Annotated in this window: 10 protein-coding genes and 2 pseudogenes; 10 read left to right on the top strand and 2 right to left on the bottom strand. The window is 62.8% G+C overall.

Annotation, left to right across the window (positions count from 1 at the left end):
* Window positions 1-158: 158 nt before the first annotated feature.
* Complete coding sequence (locus tag ACM61V_RS04675) at window positions 159-1,130, top strand: LacI family DNA-binding transcriptional regulator (protein WP_137787947.1); 972 nt, start codon at window positions 159-161, stop codon at window positions 1,128-1,130.
* On the opposite strand, the gene ACM61V_RS04670 is transcribed toward ACM61V_RS04675, so the two are convergent.
* Window positions 1,111-2,046, bottom strand: a complete 936-nt coding sequence (locus tag ACM61V_RS04670) for an ROK family protein (RefSeq protein ID WP_137787948.1) — start codon at window positions 2,044-2,046, stop codon at window positions 1,111-1,113. The two genes, ACM61V_RS04675 and ACM61V_RS04670, sit on opposite strands and share 20 nt — an antisense overlap.
* On the bottom strand, window positions 2,043-3,224 hold the full coding sequence (locus tag ACM61V_RS04665; RefSeq protein WP_137787949.1) for a glycoside hydrolase family 68 protein: 1,182 nt from the start codon (window positions 3,222-3,224) through the stop codon (window positions 2,043-2,045). Before ACM61V_RS04665 ends, ACM61V_RS04670 begins: the two co-directional genes overlap by 4 nt.
* Here ACM61V_RS04665 and ACM61V_RS04660 point away from each other — a divergent pair.
* From ACM61V_RS04660 to ACM61V_RS04620, 9 genes and pseudogenes are all read left to right on the top strand, one after another.
* Window positions 3,205-5,523: a TonB-dependent receptor gene (locus tag ACM61V_RS04660; RefSeq protein ID WP_171007650.1), complete on the top strand. Its 2,319-nt coding sequence runs from the start codon at window positions 3,205-3,207 to the stop codon at window positions 5,521-5,523. The two genes, ACM61V_RS04665 and ACM61V_RS04660, sit on opposite strands and share 20 nt — an antisense overlap.
* A gap of 44 nt (window positions 5,524-5,567) precedes the next feature.
* Window positions 5,568-6,665, top strand: a complete 1,098-nt coding sequence (locus tag ACM61V_RS04655; RefSeq protein WP_419713854.1) for an acetyl-CoA hydrolase/transferase family protein — start codon at window positions 5,568-5,570, stop codon at window positions 6,663-6,665.
* A complete protein-coding gene (locus ACM61V_RS04650; protein ID WP_419714246.1) occupies window positions 6,554-6,889 on the top strand; it encodes an acetyl-CoA hydrolase/transferase C-terminal domain-containing protein in 336 nt (111 codons plus the stop codon). Before ACM61V_RS04655 ends, ACM61V_RS04650 begins: the two co-directional genes overlap by 112 nt.
* 264 nt (window positions 6,890-7,153) lie before the next feature.
* On the top strand, window positions 7,154-8,062 hold the full coding sequence (locus ACM61V_RS04645) for a LysR family transcriptional regulator (RefSeq protein WP_419713853.1): 909 nt from the start codon (window positions 7,154-7,156) through the stop codon (window positions 8,060-8,062).
* A 179-nt stretch (window positions 8,063-8,241) separates the two neighbouring features.
* On the top strand, window positions 8,242-9,447 hold the full coding sequence (locus ACM61V_RS04640) for an NAD-dependent formate dehydrogenase (RefSeq protein ID WP_419713852.1): 1,206 nt from the start codon (window positions 8,242-8,244) through the stop codon (window positions 9,445-9,447).
* Window positions 9,444-9,893, top strand: a pseudogene (locus ACM61V_RS04635) (HPP family protein); the annotation flags it as partial. The gene ACM61V_RS04640 and the pseudogene ACM61V_RS04635, both read left to right, overlap by 4 nt.
* 31 nt (window positions 9,894-9,924) lie before the next feature.
* Entirely contained in the window at window positions 9,925-10,638 is a 714-nt protein-coding gene (locus ACM61V_RS04630; protein ID WP_419713851.1) for a hypothetical protein, read from the top strand.
* 632 nt (window positions 10,639-11,270) lie between these two features.
* Window positions 11,271-11,726: a nicotine dehydrogenase subunit S gene (locus ACM61V_RS04625; protein ID WP_419713850.1), complete on the top strand. Its 456-nt coding sequence runs from the start codon at window positions 11,271-11,273 to the stop codon at window positions 11,724-11,726.
* A 40-nt stretch (window positions 11,727-11,766) separates the two neighbouring features.
* A pseudogene (locus tag ACM61V_RS04620) lies at window positions 11,767-13,959 on the top strand (nicotine dehydrogenase subunit L); the annotation flags it as partial.
* Window positions 13,960-14,096: the final 137 nt, after the last annotated feature.

The following is a 14,096-nucleotide window of genomic DNA, read 5'->3' as shown; positions in this document are numbered from 1 at the left end:
GTCGCCCATGATCAAACGGGAAAATCATTGCCATCGTTTGCAAGGTTGGTGAAAACCTTCTCGTGCCTACCAAACCCCCACCGAATAAAGTACGACCGGAGAGCACGGTCGCGTCAAACGGCGAAGCGTCTCCCCGCGAGCCTAGGACGCTGCAGGAGATGGCGCAGCTTTCTGGCGTCTCCGCGGCGACCGTCTCGCGCGCATTAGCGGACAGTCCGCTGATCGCGCCAAAGACCCGCAAGCGCATTCAGGACCTCGCCACTAAGGTCGGGTTCAGCGTTAACCCCGCCGCGAGGATGCTCAGAACCCGGCAGTCAAACACGATCGCGCTAATTCTCCCGCTTGGTCACGAGAAGGGGCAGCACCTCAGCGACCCCTTCTTCATGGCGATGCTGGCCTACCTCGCAGATGCCGTTTCGCAACGAGGCTACGACCTTCTACTTCGCCGGATAGAACCGGATACAACCGATTGGCTGCGCAAGATCATCGATCGAAGCAGGGTCGATGGAGTCCTGGTCATCGGTCAGTCGGATCAGACCGAAGTCCTGCAAGAGGTCGGCAAGACCTATCTCCCGATGGTCGTGTGGGGACAATGGACGCCGCATCAGAGCTACGTCTCCGTAGGGGTGGACAACATTGAGGGCGGCCGTCTCGCCGCGATGCGACTACTCGACGAGGGGCGTGGTCGACTAGCCTTCCTCGGCAACATCGCAGTGCCTGAGTTCGCGGCCCGTCATGAAGGTTTCATGTCTACACTGCCAGCGAAGCAGCGGTCCGAGGCAATCCTGTTTCCCGTTCATCTTACCGCACAAGACGCATTTGCGGCGGCCGAGCAGCTGTTCCGAGACCATCCCGACATCGACGGAGTGTTCGCAGCGTCCGACGTCGTCGCCATGAGCGTCATCCGCGCTGCGGCCCAAGCCGGAAGGTCTGTTCCGGAGAATCTCTCGGTCATAGGTTTTGACGACGTACCCATCGCAGCTCAGAGCAATCCGCCCCTGACGACGATCCGTCAGGATCTCGAGCAGGGGTCGCAGTTAATGTGCGATCTCCTTTTCATGCGCATGCGCGGCGAGCAGGGCCAATCCGTTCAATTGTCGCCCGAATTGGTCATCCGCGCATCCGCCTGAGAGTATCTTGCCGATCAAGGGACTTGGCTGCCATTCTAGCCAGCGCGAGCGCACCGAACAGACCCGCATCGTCGCCCAGCATGGGCGGGTGTATGAGTGTCAGCGCTTCTCCCGGTGCGACGATGTATCCACCGGCCATACGGTCCGCGCACCGGCGAACCCCATCGAGCAGTCCACGCGTCCCCATAACTCCGCCGCCGAAAACGATCCGCGCCGGAGACAACGTCGCAAGAAGGGAAGACGCGAGCCAGCCGAGGTACCAGGCGACAATGTCATGCGCGGGATGGGCGCTGTCGAGTTCCGACAATGAACGGCCCCATTGCGCTGTGATGGCGGGTCCGCTCGCCAGACCTTCCAGGCAGGCACCGTGGTACGGGCAGCAGCCTGGAAAGTCTTGGTCGAGCCGATGCCTCGGCGGCACAAGATGACCCATCTCTGAATGACGTGCGCCGATCAAGGATTTGCCGCCCACCACCGCACCGCCGCCGATGCCCGTTCCCACCGTGACGTAAACCAAGGCAGAGGGGTCCAGATCTGGGGTTGCACCCACCTCAGCTAGGGCTGCGGCGTTTACGTCCGTGTCGATCTCGAGCGGTAGGTCGAACGCCTCGAGGAGCGGCCCAACTATCGACACGCCGCTCCATTTCGGTTTGGGCGTCGAGAGCAGCCTCCCCCAGTCGGGTCGCGAACGATTGAGACTGATCGGGCCAAAGCTCGCAACCCCGAGAGAAGTGATCCTGCCGTGTGATTCCTCTGAAGCGAGAAGGAAGCTGACTACCTCTGCTAATGTGATGGCTGGCTCTTGGGTCGGTATGCGCAGACGGCACAGCCACCGACCTTCCTCGTCGGCCAGCCCGCAGACGAACTTGGTGCCACCGGCTTCCACGCAGCCGTAGAGCTTGGTTCCAGCATTCACGGCACCGGCGCTCCGGTCACGACTGGCAGCACCGTCTCGCCATCGAAGCGCAGATGGAAGTTTGGAGCGACAGTCCCGCCGAACAAGGCGCGCCGCTTTGCTGGATCCTTCGGTGGCTCGTGACCGGTCGCCCCGGGATAGTCGACGAAGCTGAGAACGGCGCCCTCCGCCGTCACCCACCAACAATATGCCTGGAATGGTGATTCGACCGGGTTGGCCGCCACGAGCCCGCTGCCATTGACCGGTCGCCAGGGGCCCGAGAAGCGTTCAGCCACCATCCCGTACAAGCCGGTCGGCGCACCCAACATTGGCGCATGCCGACGGCCGTGACTCGACCAGAACAGATAGTAGCGACCGTCACGATGGATAACGTGCGGACGCTCGAGTTCGCTGTTGACGCCGATCGCCTCCACGAGCGGCGGTCTCAGCTGCCACCTCCCGTCAGTGCGGGTCGCGACGCCGATAACGCCATCTAGGTCGTCGTCGGTCCAACCTGCGGAGCCTGAAAACAACAGGTGCTCTTCGCCGTCAGTTGGATCGATGAAAAAACTCGGATCACGGAAGGCCCAGATCCCGCGCCGCGGCGCAACTGCCTGATCGGCGACCTTGTAGTATACGCCGTCGGCGGCGACAGATTCGACTGGGGGCGTCCAGCCGCTCAGGACCGGCTCCCCGTTGGCGAAGTCTAGCGAACCACGCGTTTCGAAGAGTCGCTGCTCGAAGGTGAGATGTCCGCCGCGCCGGCCTGTCGCCGTGAAATAGATTGTTACCGTTCGTCCGTCGTCGTCCAAGACCGAGCAGCCCGACCATTCGCGGCTGCCCGGCGTCCAGCCGACGGGGAAGACCCAGCCGTGGTCGCGCCAGCCATCGAAGCCCAGGCTCGCCATCCGGATACGCGCGATGTCATGTCGATCTTCCGGGTCTGCCAGTATTGGCGTCGCGAGGAAGAACCATAACTGACGCCCGTGGGCCTCGAACGTCACGCCGTCACTCCACGCTAGCTGCCACATGTCCCAGACGTCGCCGTAGGCCACGACCCTAGAAAGGGAGAGATCGCTAATGAGGGGAAGTCGCAATTCGAGTTGGTGGTTCGCCAGCCGAAGCGCGCCAGCGTCTAAGTGTGTAGTGCTGGTGCACTCGGCCCCAGCCCTTGAGACATTGGCTGACGCATCGGACATTCCATTCCCCAATCTGAACCAGATGACAGGCCAGACCCGTCACTTTTCTGTTGCAATGCATTGCAGAAGTATGCATTTTGCAATGCATTGCAAGACCGAATCATACGGTCGTGACGTTGGAAGGGGAGGATGCATCGCCATGAAGAAACTGTCGTTAGCCGCCTGTGTATCGCTTATCGCAATCAGCGCTCAAGCGGATGCGCAGACCGCTGCCGCGCCCCGCAACGCGACCACAACCGCCCCAGACAGCCCTGCCGACAATCAATCCGCAGACATCGTCGTCACCGCATCGAAATCGGGCGCCGCGACTCTGATCGCAAGCCCGCTCGCTATCCAGGCGATCGGCGGCGCTGAACTCGAGAGGAAGCAGATCACCAACCTCGACTCTCTCGTAACGGCCGTACCCGGTGCATCGCAAAGTGAACAGGTCGGCGAGTTCCTCAGGAGTTACTCCATTCGCGGGTCGGGTAGCGGTGGCGGCATTGGCGATCCCCTCGTTGGCTTCTACGTCGACGAGATCCCTTACGCCACGCCGAACGCGCAGTTCGCGCCCACCGTGCGCGTCTCAGACCTCGACCGCGTCGAAGTCCTGCGTGGTCCCTATGGCACGCTTTACGGTCAGGGCGCGATGGGTGGGACCATAATCTTCCACACCAAGGATCCCAGCCTGACCCGCTTTACCGGCGGCGGCGAAGCCTACATCGCGGGGATGCGAGATGCTGGCGACCCGAACTACGGCGTGTCCGGGGCGATGTCCGTTCCGTTAATCGACGGCAAGCTAGGCCTGCGCGTCAGCGGTGGATACGATTATCGCGCGGGATACGCCGATGTCTATTCGGGTGCTCCGACGGGCACCCCCCGTGCGCGAGACGCGAACGATTCCCGTCGCGGTGACGTGCGCGCTGTGCTGCTGTTCAGGCCGGACGACAACTTCAGCGTCCGTCTCCAGTACATGCACAATGCAGGCAAGCAGGATTACAGCCAGCAAATGTCGTCGGTGTCGCCGCCGTACCTCGCCGACTGGGGGAACGTGGTGGGCTACGAGAGGGGCAGCAACGACCAGTTCGGTGCGACGATTTCCTACGATCTTGGATTTGCGAAACTTACCAGCGCAACGTCGTTCCTCAAATTTCAGTATTCGTATCTCTACGGGTATACGTTTGTCGCCCCTCCGTTGGGCCAAGGCGCTCTGTTCAACGGATACGACGGCGAGAGCTTCTCGGAGGAACTAAGGCTTAGATCCACTGGCACCGGCCCGCTCCACTGGGTCGTCGGCGGGTATTACAACAACGCGAACAACTTCATCACACAGGGCATTAACTTCGCGGTGCCGGTATTCAACGGGAACGTATATACGAATACGAAGACCAAGAACTATTCTGGCTTCGGCGAAGTCAGTTACGACCTATTCGACGGGAAGGTCGTGCCTCTAGGCGGCCTCCGTGTTTATCACGATGACCGTACGTTCGAAGGTAGTGGGAACAGTCCGCTGGCCATTCCGACAAACGGCGGCGCAAATCCGACGGTGGTCACGTGGCGTGCAAACCTCAGCGTCCACCCCAACAAGGACATGACGATCTTCTTCAACGCGGGCACCGGGTTCCGAAGCGGGATCATCCAATCGCCGTTCCAGGTGAGTTTTCTCGCGATCGACGGAATCACAGGCAAGACGGCGCTCGATCCTGACCGGGTCCGCAACTACGAGCTTGGCTGGAAGGGCTACGTCCGAAGCGCCCGATTGCGCTACGACCTTAGCCTTTACAGCCTTACCTATGACGGCCTTCAGACTGGTCTCACAACGTCGTCGGGGATCGCGGCCTTCGCCTCATTGGGCCAGGGTCAGATCCGCGGTATCGATCTTTCGCTAGACTGGCAGCCGATCAAGGGGCTGACGCTGGGCTTCTCGGGTGACCTGAACGACTCGAAGTACGTCAGCGTCGATCCGCAGGTGGCAGCGTTGCTGGGCGGCATCGCGCCCGGCAAGCAGCTGTTGAACACGCCATCCTACACGTTGCGCTTCGACGTCGGATACACCGGCGAGATCGCGCGCAACCTGACTCTCTACACTAACGCGTCCGCAAGCCCGACCGGATCGCGGACGAACCAGGCGAACCAGAAGACGCCGGAATTCACTTTGGTGGACGCAATGGTCGGCCTACGCCGGGGTCCGTATTCGCTGGAACTGTTCGGGCAAAACCTGACCGATGAGCGTGGACCGTGGTTCATTCGCCCGCCAGCGTTCGTTGCCGGTCCTCTACCTCGCACGATCGGTCTGCGCTTCCGCGCGTCGTTCGACTGAGCCGATGGTACTCGTTACCATCTGGTACTAGGAGGGCGCGATCCATGAATGTCCAGCGTCCCGACCGGGCCATTTCGTGCATCGACGCTGCCAAGACGTTGACGGCGGAGGGGGCGGCAGCGCTCGTGCCGAACGGTGCGAAGATCGTCATGGGTCTCGGGATCGCGCAACCGCCGGCTATCCTCGCAGCGTTAGCGGCGCGGGCGGAGGCCGGTAAGGTGGACAGCCTCGCGGTCTACTATCTGCTCTCGACGTCCACGGCACGCGACAGCGTATTACGCCGTGGACTGCGGAACAGGATTACGCCTGTAAGCCTCTTTCACAGCGCCACCGAACGCGAGATGAATCGTTTGGCGGCCGCCGAAGGCTTCCCCAGCGTATCGTTTATTCCCACCGCGTTCAGCCAAGTCCCCAGACTGCTTACCGAACAGGTTCGCGCTGACGCCCTCATTACGACCGTGTCGCCGATGGATGACGATGGCAACTTCAGCCTTGGTACGAACTGCGACTACGCTCTATCGGTCGCTCGATCTGCCTCGACCGTGATCCTAGAGGTCAACTGCAACATGCCGCGCACGCTCGGCGACTGCCTTATCAACATAGCCGACGTCACGGCCGTCGTGAAGAACGACACGCCGCTTTTAGAGGTTCCGGATGCCACCCTCCGAGCTGAGGACAAGGCGATCGGTCAGATCATCGCCGGCCTGATCGACGATGGTGCCTGCCTGCAGATGGGCATAGGGGCGGTCCCACAAGCGGTATGTGCGGCGCTGCGCGGACACCGGAACCTCGGCATACATACGGAGCTTCTGACGCCTGGGCTCGCGGCGCTGATGCGCGCCGGCGTGGCCGACAATAGCCAAAAGAACCTTCATCCGGGCAAATCGATCTTCACATTCGCTATGGGCGACCGCGAGCTCTATGATTTCCTCGATGGCAACGAGGCGCTGGAGACTTATCCCGTCGACTACGTCAACGACCCATGCGTCATCGCCGCATGGTGTCGGTCAATGCCACCCTTCAGGTCGACCTGCACGGCGCCTGCAACTCGGAATGCGTCGGCGCCGCGCAATACAGCGCGTCCGGCGGCCAGCTCGACTTCGTGCGCGGCGCCTTTGCCTCGCGGGGCGGGAAATCGATAATCGCATGCCACTCGACCGCGGCGAAAGGGACTGTGTCGAGGATCGTCGCTCACCTCGACGGGCCGGTCACAACGCCCCGCAACGACACCCACATCGTCGTCACCGAACACGGGTGGACAGACCTGAAGGGCAAGACGCTCGAGGAGCGGTCGTTAGCTCTCATCTCAATCGCGCATCCGGATTTCCGCGAGCAGCTTGAGCGGCGCCACCGCGACGGCCTTTAATTGCCGGCTTCCAGCTTTGAGTACGGTCGGCAGCGGTGAGACCAGTACAGCGGCTTTGCTCCCCAGGAAAGCGGCGGCAGAGTCATCAACAAGGCCGACAGCCGTGTCGGCGACGCATACAATATCAACACACAAATTGCCCATGGAGGGACGTAGCTACGGCGGCTTGACCCTTGCAGACGTCGGTCCCGATCTTGCATCCTAGGCCTATTGCCGTGAGACTTGATGGTTAAATTTTAGTCCGGCGCGGGGTAGGACAGAGAGATGCTCGTACGTCACCTCACTTACTTTGTCGCCCTAGCCGAGGAGCGGCATTTCGCCCGCGCAGCCGGCAGGTGCAACGTCACGCAGCCCACCCTTTCCGCTGCGGTGCGCAAGTTGGAAGACGACCTGCAGGTAACACTCGTAATCCGGGCGCACATCTTCGTCGGCCTCACCCCGGAGGGCGAGAAGCTCCTGGCTTGGGGACGTCAGATTCTCGCGGACTACGACAGTCTCAAGACCGATCTCACCGGATCCAACGGCGGCGTCACTGGAGCGCTCCGACTGGGCGTGATTCCGGCGGCTATGCCGATTGTGGCGACTCTCACGGCAGAGTTCCTGAAAGCCAATCCGGCAGCCACTGTGGACATCCGATCCCTGACGTCGCGCTCCATCGCACAGGGGCTGGACAGCTTTGAGCTCGACGGAGGCATAACCTATCTCGACAACGAACCTATCGCGCATGTGAGGAGCATACCGCTCTATCACGAGAGATACACGCTGATCGTCCCGGACGGCCATGCCCTTTGCGAGCTAAAATCGGTCAGCTGGAAGACCGCGGCAGGCCAACGTCTCTGCCTCCTGAGCCAGGACATGCAGAATCGGCGCATCATCGATCGCATCGCCGCGTCGGTGGGCGCCCCGATACACCCCTCGGTCGTGGCGAACTCGTTCCTGGCCGTGCTTTCGCATCTCCGTGCGGGTGGATGGGCTAGCATCGTTCCCGACAGTTTCCTCCAACTAGTAGGATCGCAAGAACGCCTGCACGCCCTATCCATCGTCGAACCGGAGCATAGCGAGATCCTCGGTCTGGTCGTATCGGATCGACACCCACAATCGCCGATGGCTTTCGCCCTCCTCACCGCCGCTGCATATCTCGACATCGCCAGAGAGATGGGCCCGACTTCATAGACGCCGTCTATTAATCGAGCAGATAGATTCATTGGATCGCGGGAGTGGACAGCTCCATCGGCGGGGACACGGAGATTGGCTCCGGCCGGACGGCCTTGATCGGGAACTGCTGAACGCCGGGGTGCACACTTCCGGACTAGCACAACAGATTCTGGTCGTTCATCTATCGGAGAAGATGAATGGCGAAGATCGTTTGCGTGCTCTACGACGACCCGATCGATGGGTATCCAACCCAGTATGCCCGCGACGACCTCCCCGCAATATCGGGCTACCCCGACGGCCAGACGCTCCCGACGCCGAAAGCGATCGACTTCGTGCCCGGAGCCCTGCTGGGCAGTGTTTCTGGTGAGCTCGGCCTCCGCGGCTACCTCGAGAGCGCCGGACACACGCTCGTCGTCACCTCCAGCAAGGACGGTCCGGATTCCGTGCTCGAACGGGAGCTCTCCGACGCCGATGTCGTTATATCACAACCTTTCTGGCCAGCGTACCTCACCGCCGAGCGGATCGCGAAGGCGCCGATGCTGAAGCTGGCCCTGACGGCCGGGATCGGCTCGGACCACGTCGACCTACAAGCGGCAATGGAAGCCGGCGTCACTGTCGCCGAGGTGACGTTCTGCAATTCGATCAGCGTTGCGGAACATGTCGTGATGATGATCCTAGGCCTCGTCCGGAATTACATCCCGTCTTACAACTGGGTGACCAAGGGCGGTTGGAACATCGCCGACTGCGTCGCTCGCTCGTATGACGTCGAGGGGATGCACGTCGGGACGGTCGCCGCCGGTCGCATCGGTCTCGCGGTCCTGAAGCGGCTCAAGCCTTTCGATATGCACCTGCACTACACCGACCGGCATCGCCTGCCCCAGGCCGTCGAGAAGGAATTCGGCCTGACCTGGCACGAGACGCGTGAGGAGATGTATGGCGTGTGCGACGTCGTCACCCTCAACTGTCCGCTCCATCCCGAGACGGAGCACATGATCAACGACGAAACGTTGAAGCTATTCAAGCGCGGCGCCTACCTCGTCAATACCGCGCGCGGAAAGCTGTGCGATCGCGACGCAGTGGCTCGGGCGCTCGAGAGCGGCCAGCTTGCCGGTTATGCCGGGGACGTCTGGTTCCCGCAGCCAGCGCCGCAAGACCATCCGTGGCGGACCATGCCTCATCACGGCATGACCCCGCACATCTCGGGGACGTCGCTTTCGGCGCAAGCTCGCTATGCCGCAGGCACGCGCGAAATCCTCGAGTGCTTCCTGGAAGGCCGACCAATCCGCGATGAATACCTCATCGTCCAAGGCGGCGCGCTCGCGGGAACAGGTGCCCACTCCTACTCCAAGGGCAACGCCACGGATGGATCGGACGAAGCGGCCAAGTTCCAGAAGGCCGGATGATAGCGCGATTGCGCGAGCTAGGGCCGAAGTTCGCCGCAGCACCGGCAGCCTCGCCTCCAAGCGAGATACTGCGCTCGGCGATTGGTGCGCTCCTGGGGATCCTCGTGACCGCGGCCGTCAGTACGTGGTTCTTCGGACCGAACAACGGCCTCCCTCTGCTGATCGCGCCGATGGGAGCGTCGAGCGTCCTGCTCTTCGCTGTTCCGGCCAGTCCACTCGCCCAGCCGCGAGCGCTGGTGGGCGGGAACCTTATATCGGCGATAGCCGGCGTCACGATGGCGCAGATGGGCGGCGTGCCGCCCACCTTCGCCGCCGCGGTTGCAGTGGCCTTGGCGATCGCGGGCATGTCTGCGGCGCGATGCCTGCATCCGCCAAGCGGCGCAATCGCACTAACCGCAGTGCTGGGTGGACCGCACGTATTGGCGTCCGGCTACTGGTTCGTGCTCGTCCCGGTCCTTCCTGCTCGTGCCCGGGCGCATGAAGCTGATGGACGACCAGGACATGGACGGCGAGGTCACCAAGTCCGACCTCGACTTCATCCGGGTGCGCGAGCGGGGCGTCTGGCGAACCTTCCATCTGGCGTGGGACCACAAGAATCCGACCGCGATCGCGTGGGGCGACATCTCGACGACGGGCGTCGGGACGGGCTTCAAGCGGTTGGGCCGTCTGCGGGAGCTCTACTTCCACAAGGTCAGGGAGCTGTTCGCGAACCAGTTCACGCGCATCGGCACGGAGGTGCCGCCGCTGTTCCCGCGGGCGCGGGGCGGAAAGGTGCTGATCGCCGTCACGAACCTCGGTCGGACCACATTCGAAGAAGTGACCGACTTCCCCGCTTCCGAAGGCCTCGTATGGGAGATCGGCCCAGTCAGGCTGCGCAAGCCGGACGGAAAGATGGAGGCGAGCCACCTCTACCAAGGCTCGCGAAAGCTCGCGAAGCGGATAAAGGCCGCGCTCGAGGCGGTCCCCGCCGACCCGGCTCCAATGCGCGACGCGGCAGACCGTTGCCGAGATCTGCTCAAGGACATGGGCACATACATGGACCTGATGCGGCCGATGAAAAGCGGACAGCGCGGCCAGGCCGGCAGCGTCGATTTCAAGAAGGCGGTGCTCAAGGTCAACGAGAAGGCCGCCAAGTCCGACGCGAGCATCGTGGTGGTCACCTACCAGGAGCCGAAGGAGGCTTCTTCGTAACACCGCTTCTCAGAAGCGGCGCGCCCCTGGACCGTGAGTCCCCGGGAGATGAGCAATCACCGCCCCGCATCCCGGATCGTTGAGGCCTGATCCCATCGCGGAGTCAGGATGCGCGCCCGTGGCTACCGTCAGGAACACGCCGAGCCCGAACGCGCAGTGCAGGCAGTCACTCTCGGCGTTGTGCGCACTGCGGCCTCTGCTTGGACAATCGGCGCCGCTCCACACCCAAGAGGCTTCTTTCGAGCGCGCGTGTCAACATGCGCCAGATACCAAACTCGGATCGGGGGTTCGATTAATTATACGCATCAATAATTTATTGACCTGCCGAGGGTGAACCAATAATGCCGGGACTCAGCCCGGATCGCATCCGGTCCGCCCGGCCCTGAACGAAACATCGTGGAGCCGTCGTGGAAGCGCGCCGAGAGGCGAGGCCGGGAAGGCTGAGGATCCTGGTGGGCCTAGTTAGGTGAGAGCTTGATGCATGTTCGATACAGCCCGCGTGCCCTGCAGACGTCCTTCGCCACAGCACTCGACATGGCCTTGCCGCTGACCGTCCAGAAACAGCAGACCTTGTCGCGGCGTCGGCTTTGCGTGGCGATCAACACGCGGACGAGCGGACCGGCGTCCACCCGATGAGGGTGTCACTCAAGGTCAACGGGGCACCCGCCGACGTCGATGTCGATAATGACGAGCCGTTGCTCTGGGTGCTTCGCGACAAGCTCGGGATGAAGGGGACCAAATTCGGGTGCGGAATCGGGCAGTGCGGCGCGTGCACGGTCATAGCCGACGGACAGGCCACCCGCTCCTGCTCCCTGCCCGCAACCGCGGCGGTGGGCCTCGAGCTGACGACTATCGAGGGCCTTTCGCGTGACGGCGACCAGTTCGTGCAGAAGGCGTGGCAGGACCTTGGCGTCCCGCAATGCGGCTACTGCCAGTCCGGCATGATCATGGCGGTCACCGCCCTCCTGTCGAAGACCCTCGCCCCGACCGATGACGATATCGATCGCGAGATTACCAATATTTGCCGGTGCGGTACCTACGACCGCATCCGCGCGGCGATCCACGCCGCCGCGAACAACCGGACCTAATCCCCAGATGTCGACGGACCGGCGCTCCTTCCTGAAATCCATGGCGGCAGCGTCGACCGGCGTAGTGTTCCCGGTGGCCTTGTCAGGGTGTCGCGTCGACGACTTCGGGCCAGCCAAGCCCGTCGAACTCATCTCATGGGTCGTCATCGAACCAAATAACACCGTGAGGGTGCGCATACCGCAGAGCGACATCGGGCAGGGTGTGATCACCACCCTTTCGCAGGTGCTCGCCGAGGAGATGGACCTGAGGTGGTCGCTGGTGAGGCCGGAGTTCTTCGACCCGCTGACCAACCTGCTGCGCGGAAACGTTTACGTATACACCTGCACGGAAAGCAGCTGGTCGGCAGACCGATTGTTCGACCCAATGCGGATGGCCGGAGCCCAGATACGCCACATGCTCCTGACGGCAGCCTCGCGGCGGTCGGGCGTACCGATCGACGAACTCCGAACCGAAGATAGCGTAGTCATCTCCCCGTCAGGTGGTCGGCAGAACTATGCGGAGCTGGCGCTCGCGGCGTCCCGCGTCCGTCCGCCCCACCCGTCCACAATCAAGCTGAAGGCAGCGGCCGACTACCGTCTCATCGGCAAGCCGATCAAACGCCTCGACCTGACGCCGAAGACGACGGGCGAGCTCAAGTTCGGCATCGACGTCGAACTTCCCGGAATGCTCTACGCCGCCGTGCGCCAATCGCCCGTCTACGGTGGCAAGCTGGTGTCTTGGGACGCATCCGCGATTGCGGACATGCCCGGAGTCATCAAGGTCGTCCGGATCGCCGGCGGACCCTGCGGGCTCAACGGTCCGGTCGCCGACGGCGGCGAGGATTACGGGATGGATGACGCAGTGGCCGTCGTCGCCGACAGCTTCTGGCGCGCGCGCAAGGCTTTGCTCGCCCTGCCCATCGAGTGGGACGAGGGCAAGTTCGCGGACGCCAGCAGCGAAGACATCATGGCGGACCTAAAGCGGCGCGTGGGGCAGGCGCAGCCGGTCGTGCGGGAGTCAGGCGACTTCGCGCAGGCGATCGGCCGGGCGACCCGTGTGCTGGAGGCGGACTACTCGTACCCATTCATGGACGCCATGCCGCTGGAACCACTCAACTGCACCGCTTGGTTGCGACCAGAAGGCTTGGAAGTCTGGGCCTCCACCCAGTTCGCCCAAGACGCGCACCGACTGGCGGCGGTCACCGCAGGTCTTCCGCCCGAAAAGGTCCAGTTCAACCTGCCTTACGTCGGCGGCGGATTCGGCCGCCGGTGTCAGAACGAATACGTGTCGCAGGGAGTGCAGATCGCGAAGGCCCTACCCGGCAGGCCGATCAAGCTCGTATGGACGCGGGAGGAAATGATGGCGCGGGGCTATCCGCCACCGATCACGGTCTCGCGCTTCAAGGCCGGGCTGGACGAGGACGGCAAGGTGATCGCGTGGTTCAACCGCGTCGTGAGCGGCACCGCGCCGGATCAGAGCTATGGCCCGGCCCGCCTGCCGCACTACGTCCCCAATCTCAGGATCGAATACGCCCGGACCAAAACGCCGCAGCCATTCGGCTGGATGCGCGGCGTGGCATTCACGCAGCACGTGTGGATGAACCAGGGCTTCCAGGACGAACTGGCGGAGGCTGCGGGGCGCGACCCGGTGGAACTCTACCTGGAACTGCTGGACGAGAAGACGGTCCCTTCCGACCTAAAGGACCGCGATGTCGCAGTAGGCCGCATCCGCAACATGCGGGACGTGCTCGGCCGGGTGACCCGGACCGCAGGCTGGGGCAAGCCGCTGCCCAAGGGTCGGGGCCGGGGCGTGTCGGTCAGCGACTTCAGCTACTGGGTGACATACAGAACCGGCACCGCTTCGGCGGTCGTCGACGTGACGCTCGATGGCAAAGGCGGTGTACGGGTGGATCGCGTCTTCGTAGTGCTGAACTGCGGACGCATCCTCAATCCGGAGGTGGTGCGCGGTCAGGTGGAAGGCAGCATCTTCTGGGCAATCACAACGGCGCTCTACGGCAGGATCACCCTCAAGGATGGTCGCGTGGTCGAGCGCAACTTCCAGGACCACAACGTGGCGCGTCTGGCGACCGCCTGCCGCAACATCCACGTCGAGCTAGTCCAGAGCGACGACCATCCCGCCGGCGTCGGGGAAGATGCGGTGCCCATCGTCATGACGGCAATGCTGAACGCTATTCGCAAGGCCGGAGGACCGCGGGTACGCTCGCTGCCGCTCAGCGATCACGATCTGTCATTCGCCCTGCCGGAGACGCAAGGTGAGCCCTCGGGCGACGCGATGCCTACCTCCACCTCCGGTCGGGCCAATGGACCCGCTCCATCAGCGCGTAAATCCTCTTCCCGAACCTAGACGGTCATCGTCATCCATCGGTGCAA

The sequence above is a fragment of the Sphingomonas sp. TX0543 genome (genome assembly GCF_048565505.1).
Classification (GTDB): Bacteria; Pseudomonadota; Alphaproteobacteria; order Sphingomonadales; family Sphingomonadaceae; genus Sphingomonas.
This window is presented reverse-complemented; position numbering and strand designations above follow the sequence as displayed.

Bases quoted from the DNA above. Each gene is read 5' to 3' on its own strand.
- ACM61V_RS04630 (WP_419713851.1), top strand. From the start codon at position 9,925: ATGAAGCTGATGGACGACCAGGACATGGACGGCGAGGTCACCAAGTCC.
- ACM61V_RS04675 (WP_137787947.1), top strand. From the start codon at position 159: ATGGCGCAGCTTTCTGGCGTCTCCGCGGCGACCGTCTCGCGCGCATTA.
- ACM61V_RS04665 (WP_137787949.1), bottom strand. From the start codon at position 3,224: ATGTCCGATGCGTCAGCCAATGTCTCAAGGGCTGGGGCCGAGTGCACC.
- ACM61V_RS04625 (WP_419713850.1), top strand. From the start codon at position 11,271: ATGAGGGTGTCACTCAAGGTCAACGGGGCACCCGCCGACGTCGATGTC.
- ACM61V_RS04640 (WP_419713852.1), top strand. From the start codon at position 8,242: ATGGCGAAGATCGTTTGCGTGCTCTACGACGACCCGATCGATGGGTAT.
- ACM61V_RS04655 (WP_419713854.1), top strand. From the start codon at position 5,568: ATGAATGTCCAGCGTCCCGACCGGGCCATTTCGTGCATCGACGCTGCC.
- ACM61V_RS04645 (WP_419713853.1), top strand. From the start codon at position 7,154: ATGCTCGTACGTCACCTCACTTACTTTGTCGCCCTAGCCGAGGAGCGG.